General features: G+C 48.9%; 13 protein-coding genes. All 13 read right to left on the bottom strand.

The window, feature by feature from the left end:
* Window positions 1–4: 4 nt before the first annotated feature.
* The gene (locus CUS_RS17705; protein WP_002853266.1) at window positions 5–757 is read right to left on the bottom strand and encodes an AAA family ATPase; all 753 of its coding nucleotides are present in this window, start codon (window positions 755–757) and stop codon (window positions 5–7) included.
* Window positions 757–1,512: an imidazole glycerol phosphate synthase subunit HisF gene (gene hisF / locus CUS_RS17700; protein ID WP_002853374.1), complete on the bottom strand. Its 756-nt coding sequence runs from the start codon at window positions 1,510–1,512 to the stop codon at window positions 757–759. Before hisF ends, CUS_RS17705 begins: the two co-directional genes overlap by 1 nt.
* A gap of 9 nt (window positions 1,513–1,521) precedes the next feature.
* Entirely contained in the window at window positions 1,522–2,010 is a 489-nt protein-coding gene (locus tag CUS_RS17695) for a hypothetical protein (RefSeq protein ID WP_002853454.1), read from the bottom strand.
* Complete coding sequence (gene hisH, locus CUS_RS17690) at window positions 2,007–2,612, bottom strand: imidazole glycerol phosphate synthase subunit HisH (protein WP_002853322.1); 606 nt, start codon at window positions 2,610–2,612, stop codon at window positions 2,007–2,009. The genes CUS_RS17695 and hisH overlap by 4 nt, the downstream gene beginning before the upstream one ends.
* Window positions 2,612–3,190, bottom strand: a complete 579-nt coding sequence (gene hisB, locus CUS_RS17685) for an imidazoleglycerol-phosphate dehydratase HisB (protein WP_002853426.1) — start codon at window positions 3,188–3,190, stop codon at window positions 2,612–2,614. Before hisB ends, hisH begins: the two co-directional genes overlap by 1 nt.
* Before the next feature lie 45 nt (window positions 3,191–3,235).
* Window positions 3,236–3,880, bottom strand: a complete 645-nt coding sequence (locus CUS_RS17680; protein WP_002853316.1) for a hypothetical protein — start codon at window positions 3,878–3,880, stop codon at window positions 3,236–3,238.
* A gap of 18 nt (window positions 3,881–3,898) precedes the next feature.
* Window positions 3,899–4,495, bottom strand: a complete 597-nt coding sequence (locus tag CUS_RS17675; RefSeq protein ID WP_002853211.1) for a hypothetical protein — start codon at window positions 4,493–4,495, stop codon at window positions 3,899–3,901.
* Window positions 4,496–4,659: 164 nt separating this feature from the next.
* Window positions 4,660–5,952 (bottom strand): histidinol dehydrogenase, encoded by a 1,293-nt coding sequence (gene hisD / locus CUS_RS17670; RefSeq protein WP_002853206.1) that lies wholly within the window; start codon window positions 5,950–5,952, stop codon window positions 4,660–4,662.
* Between the two features lie 13 nt (window positions 5,953–5,965).
* Window positions 5,966–6,598 carry an ATP phosphoribosyltransferase gene (hisG, locus tag CUS_RS17665; protein WP_002853330.1) on the bottom strand — a complete coding sequence of 211 codons (633 nt, stop codon included), beginning with the start codon at window positions 6,596–6,598 and terminating at the stop codon, window positions 5,966–5,968.
* A gap of 23 nt (window positions 6,599–6,621) precedes the next feature.
* A complete protein-coding gene (hisZ, locus tag CUS_RS17660) occupies window positions 6,622–7,821 on the bottom strand; it encodes an ATP phosphoribosyltransferase regulatory subunit (RefSeq protein WP_002853314.1) in 1,200 nt (399 codons plus the stop codon).
* A 22-nt stretch (window positions 7,822–7,843) separates the two neighbouring features.
* Window positions 7,844–8,356, bottom strand: coding sequence for a hypothetical protein (locus CUS_RS17655; RefSeq protein WP_002853417.1), 513 nt, complete (start codon window positions 8,354–8,356; stop codon window positions 7,844–7,846).
* Between the two features lie 132 nt (window positions 8,357–8,488).
* Window positions 8,489–9,412 (bottom strand): DUF5104 domain-containing protein, encoded by a 924-nt coding sequence (locus CUS_RS17650; protein WP_037277931.1) that lies wholly within the window; start codon window positions 9,410–9,412, stop codon window positions 8,489–8,491.
* Window positions 9,413–9,534: 122 nt separating this feature from the next.
* Window positions 9,535–14,031, bottom strand: a complete 4,497-nt coding sequence (locus tag CUS_RS17645) for a PolC-type DNA polymerase III (protein WP_002853408.1) — start codon at window positions 14,029–14,031, stop codon at window positions 9,535–9,537.
* Between the last annotated feature and the right edge of the window lies 1 nt (window position 14,032).

The following is a 14,032-nucleotide window of genomic DNA, read 5'->3' as shown; positions in this document are numbered from 1 at the left end:
CTTCTCACTCCGTTCCAAACAGCTTTGCTATCATTCTCTTCGGGTCGTTCAGAAAAGCCTTGCTGACGCTGACAGTCTGTGTTTCCTCATAGCGCCTGCGGGTGATATCCCGCTCGTCAAGCTCATATATCAGCGCATCGGGGTACGCCAGCAGTATAGGAGAGTGTGTAGCTATGATAAACTGGGAGTTTTTCTGTACCAGTTCATTCATGCGTATCAGCAGACCCATCTGCCGCTGCGGTGAAAGCGCCGCCTCAGGCTCGTCCAGTATGTAAAGCCCATCACCCCTGAAACGGTTCATCACCAGAGCAAAAAAACTCTCACCATGCGACATCTCATGCAGTGAAACGCCGCCGTAGCTGTCTATTATGGGCGAACTTGATGCGATCTGTCTGTCCATCTCATCAATGTTGGTAGCAACATTGTAATAGCTCTCCGCCCGCAGGAAGAATCCGTCTTTCGGGCGGGAAAAACTCTTTATCACCCTCAGATGTTCATGCAGCGGCGAGTGCGTTTCATTGGTGGCAAAGCTGAAATTCCTGCTGCCGCCCTCAGGGTTGAAACCGAACGCCACAGCTATGCCCTCCAGTAAGGTAGACTTGCCTGTGCCGTTCTCGCCCACCAGAAAAGTCACACTGTTATCAAAACTCAGCCCGCCTATATCGGCAAGGTGCTTCACGGCAGGCAGGTCAGCGATGTAACTCCGCTCGTCCTCCATACCGAAAAGTTCGACACTGCGGATATATCCTCCGCCCATTACCTCACAATGATGCCCTTGCTGCGGCAGTCAGCCTTGACTTCGCCCACAGTCAGTTCGTGGAAATGGAACAGGCTTGCCGCCAGCGCCGCAGAACAGTCGGTCTTGAGGAAAGCCTCAGCAAAGTCGCCCAGCTTGCCAGCGCCGCCCGATGCAATGACAGGTATCTGCACAGCGTCCACAACAGCTTTAAGCATCGGCAGGTCAAATCCGCCGCGCACGCCGTCAGTGTCTATGGAGTTCAGGCATATCTCGCCTGCGCCCAGCTGTTCGCACTTTTTCACCCATTCTATCAGGTCTATCTTCATGTCGATGCGTCCGCCGTTGATGAAAACTGTCCATTTATTCTCCCCGACAGCCTTAGCATCAACACCCACGCAGATGCACTGACTGCCGAAAATATCAGCACCGTCCTTTATAAGCTGAGGGTTCTGCACCGCCTGCGAGTTCACAGACACCTTGTCAGCACCCGCCCTGAGCGTGTCGCGTATGTCATCAACAGTCTTGATGCCGCCGCCGACAGTCAGCGGTACGAACACTTTTTTCGCTGTTTCGCGCACAACGTCCAGCATAACTCCCCTGCCCTCATGGGACGCGGTTATGTCATAAAAAACTATCTCGTCAGCGCCCTGCTGATTGTACTCCATCGCACAGGCAACGGGGTCACCGACTTCTTTTATTCCTTCAAAATTAACGCCCTTTACCACCTTGCCGTCACGCACGTCAAGGCAGGGTATTATTCTTTTAGCAAGCATATTTGCCTCCTATAAAAATCTGTTGTAATCCTCATCAATGCAGTCCATTTCATCGGACTCTTCTGCATATCGCCATCTCAAAGACCTTGCGATAACAAAGGAGTCATTTGCTTTTTTCAGGTCTATGCCGAAATTTTCAAGATCGTTCAGCTGTCTGAAATCTGTCCAGACTATCAGCCTGTCATCACGGGTCTTTCCCATGAGGTCTGTGCGGAACTCCAGCACACATTCGTGTATCTCAGATGAAGATCTTTCACAATATCCCTGCACAGCATGGTAGACCACTCCGCTGAAAAGCATCTCTATCCTGCCAAGCCACCCGCTGTCAACAGTGAGCAGAAGAGCATTGTCAGGCGCAGAAACTATCATCATATCGCCGTCTGTGTTATGACAGCCGCTTACATAATTTACCGAAACTATGACCGAATCGTGCAGACTGCCGTTTTTTTCCATAAAATCGTCAATATCTGACTGTGTGTTTATCTCACGCCAGCTCATACATTCAGCTCAGCAAAATTCTTCAGTATTTTCAGACCCGTTTCGCCGCTTTTCTCCGGGTGGAACTGACAGCCGTAAACGAACTTTCCATTGCCCACCACCGCAGGCACTTTCGAGCCGTATGTGCAGTAAGCGTACAAATTTTTGTCCTCGCAGAAAGCCTTGTAGCTGTGTACGAAATATACATATTCCTCGTTGCCCAGCCCGTCAAACAGACGGCAGTCGCGGTTGTATTCCAGCTTGTTCCAGCCCATGTGAGGTATCACCAGTCCGGGGTCGGTTATCCTGTCAACATATCCACCGACCATTCCAAGCCCTTCGCACTCCTCAAACTCGTAACCTTTATCAAATATAAGCTGCATGCCCAGACAAATGCCCATGAAAGGCTTCACCTGTGCCTGTTCCTTTATAGTATCCACCAGCCCGCTGACTTTCAGCATGTTCATCGCCCACGGGAAAGCCCCTACACCTGGCAGTATCACTCTGTCAGCAGAGATGATATCCTCTTTTTTGTCAGTCAGCTTATTTTCATAACCCAGATGGTCGAGCGCATTTTTCACCGAAAAAATATTGCCCGCACCATAGTCAACTATCGCTATCATCACAGCACTCCTTTTGTCGAAAGCACGCCCTTGCCCGTTTCGGTCATCGCGTCCTTCAAAGCATGCGCCACCGCCTTGAACATCGCTTCGATGATGTGGTGGTCGTTTTTGCCGTATTCTTCTCTGATATGCAGTGTTATGCCCGAATTAAAGGCAAATGCGCGGAAGAATTCCTCCGTCAGGCAGGTGTCGAAATTGCCGCACCTGTCATCATGGAACTCGGCACTGAATACCAGAAAAGGTCTGCCGCTTATATCCAGCGAGCAGAAACTCAGCGCTTCGTCCATCGGCACATAAGCTGAACCGTACCGCGCGATACCGCCCTTGTCGCCCAGCGCTTCCGCAAAAGCCTTGCCGATGCAAATGCCTGTGTCCTCCACCGAATGGTGGGCATCAACATAAAGGTCACCATCGCACTTTACAGTCAGGTCAATGCCGCTGTGTACACCGAAGGCTGTGAGCATGTGGTCAAAAAAACCGATGCCCGTATTTATATCGACTTTCCCGCTGCCGTCAAGGTCAACGAACACCTCTATGTCCGTTTCGCGGGTCTTTCGTTTTATCTCTGCTTTTCTCATTTAAATCACCATTTTCTAACAAATGAACCGTCAGTCGGTCGTTTTTCACCATATAACATAGTCATCGGGTGCTTCTACGCTAAGCGTGCCAAAGGCAAGTTCTTCTTCCTTTACACCGCTTTTGAGAGCATTCATCGCGCTTTCAAAACGTGCGCTCATCGAGAATATGTTCTGGTTGAACTCATCGCAAGGCTTGTTCTTTTCAAGGAAAGACTCCACCTCAGACTTTATGACCCTCAGCGGCGATATCTGGAAATCAGTCAGTTCAAGCTGTCTTTCGCCTATCTTCATGTTTACCAGCCCTGTGCCCTTTATCTTGAAATAACACTGCACATATATCTCAGGCAGGAAAGTCATTACCTCCCACGCCGAATGTGTATCGCCCGTTATCGCCTGCACTTTTCTGAACAGTTCGTTATAAGACACCAGCACCGATGACTGCCCCATCAGCGGTATGCACTGACGGATATACTTGTACATATTATTGTACGCATCATTGTATTTCGGCTTCACCATGACATATGTCCTGTCAGACTGCACTATCAGCTTCTGCTCCTGCACCTGCCCATAGCTTTCCTCAGTGAAATACCTGCGTGCCTTCTCTTCGACAAGTTCTGACAGCCTGCTTATCTCTTCGTTGTTTATCTTGCACTTAGCCGACATGTGGTCGCCGCTGAACAGCGCTTCCATACTCAGCCAATAGTGCTTCTAAGCCCCCAGATATGCGGGCAGTTCGTCCTCTATCTGACCGAAAAAGCCGTTTATTTCCTGCAAAGCAGGGGCACCGACACAGCCTATCATGCTTTCTGTCGCATACCTGTATATATGCTGTCTGCCGTCAAAATAATTCTCTATCAGGTCATCATCAGCACCGTCTATCAGTTCAAACATATCATTCAGTATCGCCGCGAATTTCTTTACCGCACCTGCAACAGCGCCGTTTATAGTTTCACCGATGCTGTCATATCGCTCGGTAAGAAGCGTTTCAGCATTTGGCAATGCTATGAAGAAACGCACCTCAGCCGTATACGGATTTTTCGTCCTGTTGTCGGAGAGCAGAGTTTTAGCCTCCAGCAATGTCACCTCAAAATCATACTTCGGATATGTCACCTGTCTCTTGTTGCGCACGCCGCCTGTGGTATTCTCCAACAGCGTCCTTATTGCCACTTCATCTTTAGCGAACGAAGTGCTTGTTGCAGATTTTGACAGTCTTTCAAACTGACTCGCCTCAGAGCCGTTCTTTTTAGCACCTGCCCTCACCATGCTGACAGCCGCTTTCAGTGCGAACTTTTCCAGCAGTCCCATTTTTCTCCCTCTCTTATATCTTTTCGGTCATCGCACACAGAACTCTGCATTATGTGCGCATATACGGCGATGTCATCTTTCCCGCGCCGATGCGCAGCAAAGATGACCGCCGACATTATCAAACGCCCATGAGATGCTTTCAGTTACGGTGTACCGACCGCATGTTATTCAAATCTCACCTTTATAGCATTAGCGTGTGCAGTAAGACCCTCTTTTTCAGCCACCAGCACGATATCGTCCTTAGCCTTGCGAAGAGCGTCCTCAGTATAGTAGATGAAACTTGAACGCTTCTCAAAGCTGTTTACGCCCAGCGGCGAGAAAAATCTTGCAGTGCCGCTTGTGGGAAGAACGTGGTTCGGACCAGCATAGTAGTCGCCGAGCGGTTCGGAAGCATACTGCCCCAGAAATACCGAGCCTGCATTGTCAAGCCTGCCCACATATTCCAGTGGGTTCTCAAACAGAACTTCAAGGTGTTCGGGTGCACAGCGGTTAGCCATATCAACAGCCTCGTCCTTAGTGTTGCAGATTATCATAGCACCGTAGTTCTCCAGCGAGTACCTGATAATATCTTTCCTCTCCAGATATTCCATCTGACGCTCTATCTCAGCGATAGTTTCATCAGCCAGCTTCTCGCTGGTGGTAACGAGTATCGCAGATGCCAGTCTGTCGTGTTCAGCCTGCGACATAAGGTCTGCCGCAACGAACTTGGGCTTTGCTGTTTCGTCAGCCATTACCAGTATCTCGCTGGGACCTGCCACCATGTCTATATCAACTACGCCGTAAAGCAGTTTCTTTGCAGTTGCAACGTAGATGTTTCCCGGACCTACTATCTTATCGACCTTAGGTATCTCCTCAGTGCCGTAAGCCAGTGCCGCGATAGCCTGTGCGCCGCCTGACATGAAAACTCTGTCAACGCCGCAAAGACCTGCTGCAACCAGTATATCCTTGTTAGGTGTACCGTCCTTGAGTGGAGGTGTCACCATGATTATCTCCTTAACACCTGCTATCTTTGCGGGAACAGCGTTCATCAGCACAGAAGAAGGGTAAGCCGCCGTACCGCCGGGAACGTAAAGACCCACCTTGTCAAGACCTCTGACCTTCTGTCCCATGATACAACCGTCAGCCTTTGCATTGACAAAACTCTGTGACTTCTGCCTCTGGTGGAAATCTGTGATGTTCTCGATGGCATTGAGCAGAGCCTCAACAAAAGCGGGGTCTGCATCAGTCATTGCATCGTTTATTACTTCACGGGGGACTTCGTAATACTGGGGCAGTTTGCCGTCAAATTTCTCGGTGTACGCCTTTACTGCGCTGTCGCCGCCCTCTCTTACAGTTTCGATTATCTCGTTTACGACTGCGGAAACTTTCTTGTCAGTTTCGCCGCTTCTCTTTTCCAGCTGCTTGAAAAACTCGACCTCGTCCTTGCCGTTTACGTAGATCTTCTTGATAAATGACATTTCTTTCTCCTCCTTACAGATTTTTTTCCACCAGCGTGACAAAATTCTCTATCTCGCTCTGGCGCATCTTCATGCTAACTGTATTTACTATCAGTCTTGCAGATATGGGGCAGATGTTGTCCTCGATTATCTCCAGACCGTTCTCTTTCAGTGTAGTGCCTGTTTCAACTATATCAACGATACCGTCAGCCAGTTCCAGCAGAGGTGCCAGTTCTACCGAACCCTCTATCTTGATTATGTCAACATCCATGCCCTTGCTCTCAAAATGCTTGCGTGTGATGTTCGGGTACTTGGTCGCGAGGGTCTTTACGTTGTAACCGCCGTAAAAACTCTGACCCTTTTTTGTAGCAAGCGCAAATCTGCATCTGCCAAAGCCCAGATCGACCAGTTCATAGAACTTGCCCTGCATCTCCTGAATGGTATCCTTGCCGACAACGCCCATGTCGCACACGCCATGCTCAACATAAGTTATAACATCGTTAGCCTTAGCCAGCACGACCTCCAGATTGCCGTCAGGTACAGGCAGTATCAGCTTTCTGCCCTTTTCGCGAATGGCTGTGCAGTCATATCCTATCTTCTCCAGAAGACCAACAGTATCTTTTTCCAGTCTGCCCTTAGTAAGAGCAATTCTCAAAGGTTTATTCATCTCACATTTCCTCCCGATCGCCCTTATATCTCATTTTCGGTGATATCCTCACCGACTCTGATGACTTTCTTTATGCCCTTTGACTTTGCATACTCCACAGTTTCCTCATAGGAGTTGAACAGCGAATGCTCGACCTTGCTGCCCTCACGCACCAGCTTCTGTGCATAAGCCATAGCTTCTACCACAAAACCCTTGTCACCAAAGATAACAGCGTCAACGGGCTTGCCTGCGGGACTTGCTCCTATCCTTTCAAGATGCAGTGCCACCGAGTCAACATTCACGCCGAAGCCGACTGCGGGCATTTCCTTGCCGAAAGAACCTATCAGATTGTCGTATCTGCCGCCCTTAAGCACCGACTGTCCAACTTCGGACAGATATCCCTTGAACACGATGCCTGTGTAGTAATCGGTGTGGCTCACGATACCGAGATCGACGGATATTTTGCCCTCATATCCCAGACTTGACAGCCTGTTGAACACCTGCCTCAGGTTGTAGAGAATGCCTGTTATCTTGTCGTTTGCATATATATCGCTCGCCTTGTCAAGAACTTCTACCCCGCCGAACAGGCTTGGAAGCTGTTTCAGTGCGCGGGTGATGTCATTGTCGCCTATCTCGTCCAGCAGGTCGTTGAGCGCAGGGAAATTCTTTGAAGATATGAGCAGTCTTATCTCCTCTATGACATCTTCATCAAGGTTCAGCTGAGCCACCAGTTCCTTGAAATAACCGATATGACCTATCTCCAGCCTGAAATTCTCCTTGTCGAAACTAGCCAGCGCCTCAACAGCAGTACACAGCACCTCCAGATCGGCACGCTTTTCGTTATCGCCGCCTATCAGTTCGATACCTGCCTGTACCACCTCATCAGACCTGCCTTTGAGCAGTGCATTGTTCGAGAAAACGCTCTGATTATAGTAAAGTCTCAGCGGCGTGTCAGACTCTTTCAGTCTTGTTGCTGCCAGCCTTGCTATCGGTATGGTGGAATCGGGGCGCAGAACTATCAGCCTGCCCTTTGAATCGGTCAGCTTATAAAGGCTCTCCTGTCTGAAATTTCTCGCACTGCCGCTGAAAGCATCATAAAACTCGATACCGGGAGTAACTACCTCACTGTAGCCGAAGCCCTCAAACAGCGCCGCCAGAGTCTTCTCCACCTTGCGCCTTGCAAGGCAGTCCTCAAACAGCAGATCTCTTGTACCCTCAGGGGTTATAAGGTCATATCTTTTCATACTATCTTTCCTTTATGTAAAATTATTTATCGTCAGCCATACGTCTGCACTCAAACCAATACTCAGCGAATTCTTCCTCTATGCCCTTGCCCATAGCGGCGGGGTCATCATAAACATATCCCCAAAAACGGCATTTCTTTGGAAAAAATCCGTCATCGCCGTCCAGCGTCCACTGAAATTCCTCACGGATATCGTATTCATAGTAGCTAAGGTACGTTCTGAAGATACCTTCATTTTTCAGTTTCAGCCATTCTTCAAAGTCAGCAGCCTCATTCTGCATTTCGACCATGACTTTCTCGCCGTCTGTAACTGCGCCGTTCCACTCCATATGCGCTGAAACACACCAGCGTATCCAGGGTCTTCCGTCGATGACTTCATGTCTGTAACTTGCAATGATATATTTTTTATCATCGGCAACTCCTGCGACAAGGAAGACCAGCCCGCCCTTTTTGAGCCTGAGGACTATCTTATTGGCATTGAGATCCTTGATCTGTCTGAACTTTGCCTTTGCAGCTTTTATCTGCTCCTTGTCCATAAGACCTCTCCTGCATTTTATCATAGTAAAGTGCTAACATAGTATCATAGTATCAACATGATATATTTTAGCATACTGACAAAGATTTGTCAACCGATTTGTGCAAAAAAGCAGAACCAACTTGTAAATTAACTATGAACGCCCATCCGAGTTTTCTGCGTACTCGTCATCAAAAACTCTTTCGCTGCCCTCTGCATCGGTGATATAACAATAACTTATCCTGCCTGACGCATCACAGGAAACTATCCCATATTGCTTGTTTTCATCATCAGATGCCAGTTCATAGCAATAGTCATTTCTCAGGATCCCGTTTTCAAACCCAAAAAGATCCCTGATGTCGTTTATGTCTTTTACTTCATGTGACTTATTCATAAAATCATCTGCTGAAACATTGTTTCCAAAATCAACAAACAGCCACGCATTTCCGTCAACACTTCTTGAGGTCAGTTCATACTCGGGCGGCGAACCCAGAAGATACGGTCTGTAACGGGTCACGTATTCATCAAGCCCAAGATCAATATCCTTCCGTGCTATCAAAATATGTGACGAATAGTCAAATTCGGGAGCATTCGCCGTATCGTCCTTCGCGCCGTTAGAAAGTTCCCAATAATCAAAAGCCGCGCAGGCAGCCTCATCAAAGATATAAAAATATGACAGCCCCTCTTTTTCGGGGTAAGGTTCACATTTTGCATAGCCGCTCATAAACGCATAATAGTATTTTCCGTTGCAGTTTATCTGCTTGTAATGCCGTGTTATAGGCATTGTGAGCTTACCGTTATCAGTCCCCCAGCCACTATCTAACCTATCTTTCTCATATTCCAGTTCTGCAAGACCGTCAGGCACATTCTTTATAAATTCATCTAACTGCTCTTCAAAACCATCTTTTTGCTGTACTTCTTCCGAGAACAGTTTGCGCAGTTTTTCTTTATCCCCGCTCTCGGCGGCTGTCATAACATCTTTAATTATCTTTCCCGCATCAGGTCTTGGTGAGTGATAATCATTCCATTCATCGCGAAAATCTGCATAGGAATTATCAGCGTTCATTCTGTCTTTCACTACATATTTAACACCTTTAATTATATTGCACGATGATAAACAAACCGCACTCACCGTTACCGTAGCAAGCAATAAAGATTTTTTCAGACCACTACCCATCAAATATATTTCTCCGTTTTTTCTCAGAAATTAAACAGCGATATCTGGCTCGACTTCGGCAAGTCACCGAACGCACCGATGTTCTCCAGCGCTTCAACGACTGCTTTGGTAACACCGCTGTCGCTCTGGAACTCTTCTATCGAGATAAAGTCGTTCTTCTGCGCTTTTTCGTATATGGCTATTGCCGCATTCACGCCGACACCGTTTATCGCACAGAACGGCAGTCTTATCTTGCCGTCCTCTATCTGGTAGATGAAAGCGTGTGACTTGTTTATGTCTATCGGCAGAAATTCATAGCCGCGCGACATCATCTCATTTGTCAGCATCAGCATATCCAGCACGCCGCTGTCCTTGCCCGAACGCTCTTCCTTTGACATGTTGCTCAGCTTGTCTATCTTATCACGCACCATGTAGATGCCTTTCAGCGTAGTTTCAGCATCAAAGTCCTCGCCGCGCACCGTGAAATACGTAGCGTAGAACGCCAGCGGCTCATGCACCTTGAACCAGCACAGTCTTATCGCCGCCGTTACGTATGCCGCCGCGTGCGCTTTCGGGAACATGTACTTTATCTTAAGACAGCTGTCAATGTACCACTCAGGCACATCATGCGCCCTCATATCCTGCTTCATCTCTTCTGTCAGCAGTTTTGGCGCTTTACCCTTACGGGTTATCTCCATTATCTTGAACGCCAGCTTTGGTTCAAGGTGATGTTCCAGCAGATACACCATGATACTGTCACGGGTACCGATAACGTTGGAAATATCACAAGTGCCGTTTTTGATAAGTTCCTGCGCATTGCCCAGCCATACATCAGTACCGTGTGAAAGCCCCGATATCTGCAAAAGGTCCGAGAAGTTCTTCGGCTTTGACTCCAGCAGCATTCCTCTTACGAAAGGCGTACCCATCTCAGGTATGCCCAGCGTGCCTGTTTCACACCTGATGTCCTCAGGCTTAACGCCCAGCGCTTCGGGCGATGTGAACAGCGAGTACACAGCAGGGTCCGACATGGGGCACTCGTTTATGTCCATATGTGTGAAGTCTTCGAGGTACTTATACATTGTAGGTACATCGTGACCCAGCTCGTCCAGCTTAAGAATGGTATCGTGCAGTGAATGGAAGTCGAAGTGAGTCGTGACCATGTCCGAGTCAGCCTTGTCAGCAGGGTGCTGAACAGGCGTGAAGTCATAGACCTCATAGTCACCCGGTATAACGACCATTCCTCCGGGGTGCTGTGAAGTCGTCCTCTTAACATCGACACAGCCGTTTACAAGCCTCTGTATCTCAGCGGGGCAGGCTGTCTTGCCGCGCTCATCGAGGTATTTTTTCACATATCCGTAAGCGGTCTTATCAGCCACCTTGCCGATAGTTCCCGCCTTGAAAACGTGGTCTTCACCGAACAGTTCTTCGGTGTATTTATGTACCTTAGACTGACAGTCGCCCGAGAAGTTAAGGTCGATATCAGGCGCTTTGTCGCCGTCAAATCCAAGGAATGTTTCAAACGGTATCTTGTGACCGTCGCGGTGCATCGGTATGCCGCAGTTAGGGCAGTCCTTAGGCGGCAGGTCAAATCCCGAACCGTATTCACCGTTCTCAAAGAACTCGGAATAGTGGCACTTTCGGCAGATATAGTGCGGTTCAAGCGGATTTACCTCCGATATGCCCGACATCGATGCCACGAATGACGAACCGACCGAACCACGCGAACCTACCTGATAGCCGCACTGGTTAGAGTACGCCACCAGCTTTTGCGATATCATGTACAGCACCGAGAATCCGTGTTTGATTATCGAGTCAAGTTCACGCTTAAGGCGCTTGAACACCAGCGGGTGTACATGTTCCTCAAAATATGCCGAAACGTCCACATCTTCGCCCTCAGGCACTTCTATTGACATCGGGTCGCAGTCGCCGTAAAGTTCACACGCTTTGCGCCAGCAGATTATCTGCAATTCGTACACCGCACCCTCAATGAAAGGCGTATATGTCCCCACAGGGAAAGCCTTCAGGTCAGGGTCTATCATGTCAGCCACGTTGTTAGTGTTGGTGACCACCACTTCGTAAGCCTTTTCCTTGCCAAGATATGCCAGTTCGTCAAGCATCTGGTTTGTTGATTTCAGGTACAGCGGTGCCTGATTGTCGCAGTCGGTAAAGCCCATCGAAGCCTGTATGATCGCCCTGAACTTAGCATCTTCCCTGTTTAGGAAATGCACATCGCCCGTCGCACAGACAGGTATGCCCAAGTCATTTCCAAGCCTTACGATAAAGCGGTTTATATCCTTGACATCTTCTTCGGTGCGTATCCTGTCATAAGGCGGCTTTTCGGCGGTCAGCATGAACATGTTGTTGCCGTCGGGCTGTATCTCCAGATAGTCATAAAAGCTGGCTATCTGCTTTATCTCATCATAGCTTTTGCCCTCCAGATAGGCTTGTATGACCTCGCCTCTCTCGCAGGCGCTTCCCAGTATCAGACCCTCGCGCAGTTTTGTCAGTTCGCTTTTGGGTATGCGCGGGCGGCGCTTGAAGTATTTGAGATTTGAGTATGATATCAGCTTATAAAGGTTTTTCAGTCCTATATTATTTCTTACCAGTATTATCTGGTGATAAACATCTTTAGTTTCGGTAACACGGTCGGTTTCACCCAGCAGACCGTTTATCATGTCTACAGTTATCAGCACCAGCGGGAACTGTTCCATGAGCATTTTTGCAAGTTCAATGAATATCTTGCCCAGCACCTCAGCATCATCACAGCCGCGATGATGCTGGAAATCGCCATACCCGAAATGCTCAGCCACATAGTTCAGCTTGTGCTTTTCAAGCTGAGGGAGCATCAGCTGTGACATCGGCACAGTATCTATGCTCGAAAACTCAAACTTTATGCCTTCCCTTTCACAGGCATGCTTTATAAAGCCCGTGTCGAAAGGTGCATTGTGCGCCACAAGACAGGGCTTTTCGCCGCAGAACTCCACGAATGCTTCCAGTGCAGTCTTTATGTCGGACTGACCTTTCAGCATATCATCGGTGATATTTGTCAGGTTTGAGATGAACTCTGTCAGCGGACAGCCGGGGTCTACCAGCATATCGAATTTATCGACTATCTCCAGCCCCCTCAGCTTGACCGCACCTATCTCGATTATCTTGTCATCTCTGGGATTAGTACCTGTAGTTTCAAGGTCAAAGCAAATTATCTCATCAGTCAGTTCGCGCTTGTCAACACCCTTGAATATCCTCGCATCATTGTTGACCTCGTAAGCCTCACAGCCGTAGATTATCTTGAACTCCTGCCCCGACTTGCGTATATCCGCGCACTTGTTGCCCGCTTCAGGGAAGCCCTGCACCACACCGTGATCGGTGATCGCCAGCGCCCTGTGACCCCAGCCCGCAGCCTTAGCCACCAGCTTTTCGGGGGCTGCCAGTGCGTCCATCATCGACATGTTGGTATGGCAGTGCAGTTCAACGCGCTTTTCCTCAGCAGTGTCCTTTTCCTTTTCACGCCCCACCAGCATTATATCATCAGCCATAAGGTAGATGTTGTGGTCGAAGTCGTCCTCCTGCAATTCGCCCCTCGCCATGATGGTAGCGCCCTTTTTCAGACTGCCCAGCATCGCTTCAAGACTTTCTCTCGTCAGTCTGACGAACTTGCCCTTTTTGTTTGAGCCTATCAGCTTCATCGCAACAGAGTTGGTATAGTCGGTAAAGAAGATGGTGGCTATCAGCATGCCTGTCTTCGTTTCTTTGGTGTCCACCTGAAAAACATCGCCCCAGACAGTTACCTTGTCATTGAAATGCTCCAGCGCCGCCGCTTCCATCGGCAGGTTTGCCATGCTGTGTACACGGCTGTCGCCCATTATAGGACCGCCTTTCAGCACAGTTGCGCCCTCGCCCAGCAGATGCAGGCTCGTAAAGTCAACATCGACCTTGCGGAACTCTGTCTGTGCAGGTGCGCCGCCGCCCTGCTGTTTCGCCGCCGCAGACTTCTGCTCATACGCCGCGATATCAGGCTGCGGCAGCGATGCAAAGAATGCCTGCTGTGCCTTTTCATGTTCTTCCATATCATTGAAAAGCACACCGTCAAGTTCAATATCCGCCTTTGTGGAGAAAAGTTCCCACACCAGCCCGCTGAAAGCGTTGTTCACGCCTGCCTTTTTCATAAGTTCATAGCCGCCGTGTTTCAGCGTCACTCTGAACACGCTGCCGTCCATGACTACCTCAGCGTCATCGAAAAAGCCGTTGACAAACGGAAATCTGCTCTTCATGAACTTGCAGATATCCGCAAAATATCCTGCCGACAGCATATCGGGCGTAAACTTGGGACTCAGCCTGAAACTGCTGTTCAGCGCCTTGCGCATGCGCGATTCAAACAGCGACACCGAGTCAAAGCCGACCAATTTCTGAAAAGCCGCCACGCACTCGATGCCTGTCAGCCCTTCGTCAAATATCAGCTTTAGTATCTTGCCCTCACCGATATCGGCAGATATGGCGTCTGCGAAATCGTCGAAGTATTCACTTATCTTTACTGTTGCCATT

Origin of the sequence: Hominimerdicola alba 8 (assembly GCF_000178155.2) — a bacterium.
Lineage (GTDB): Bacteria > Bacillota > Clostridia > Oscillospirales > Ruminococcaceae > Hominimerdicola > Hominimerdicola alba_C.
The sequence above is the reverse complement of the archived record's forward strand: the minus strand, read 5'-3'. Positions and strand labels throughout refer to the sequence as shown.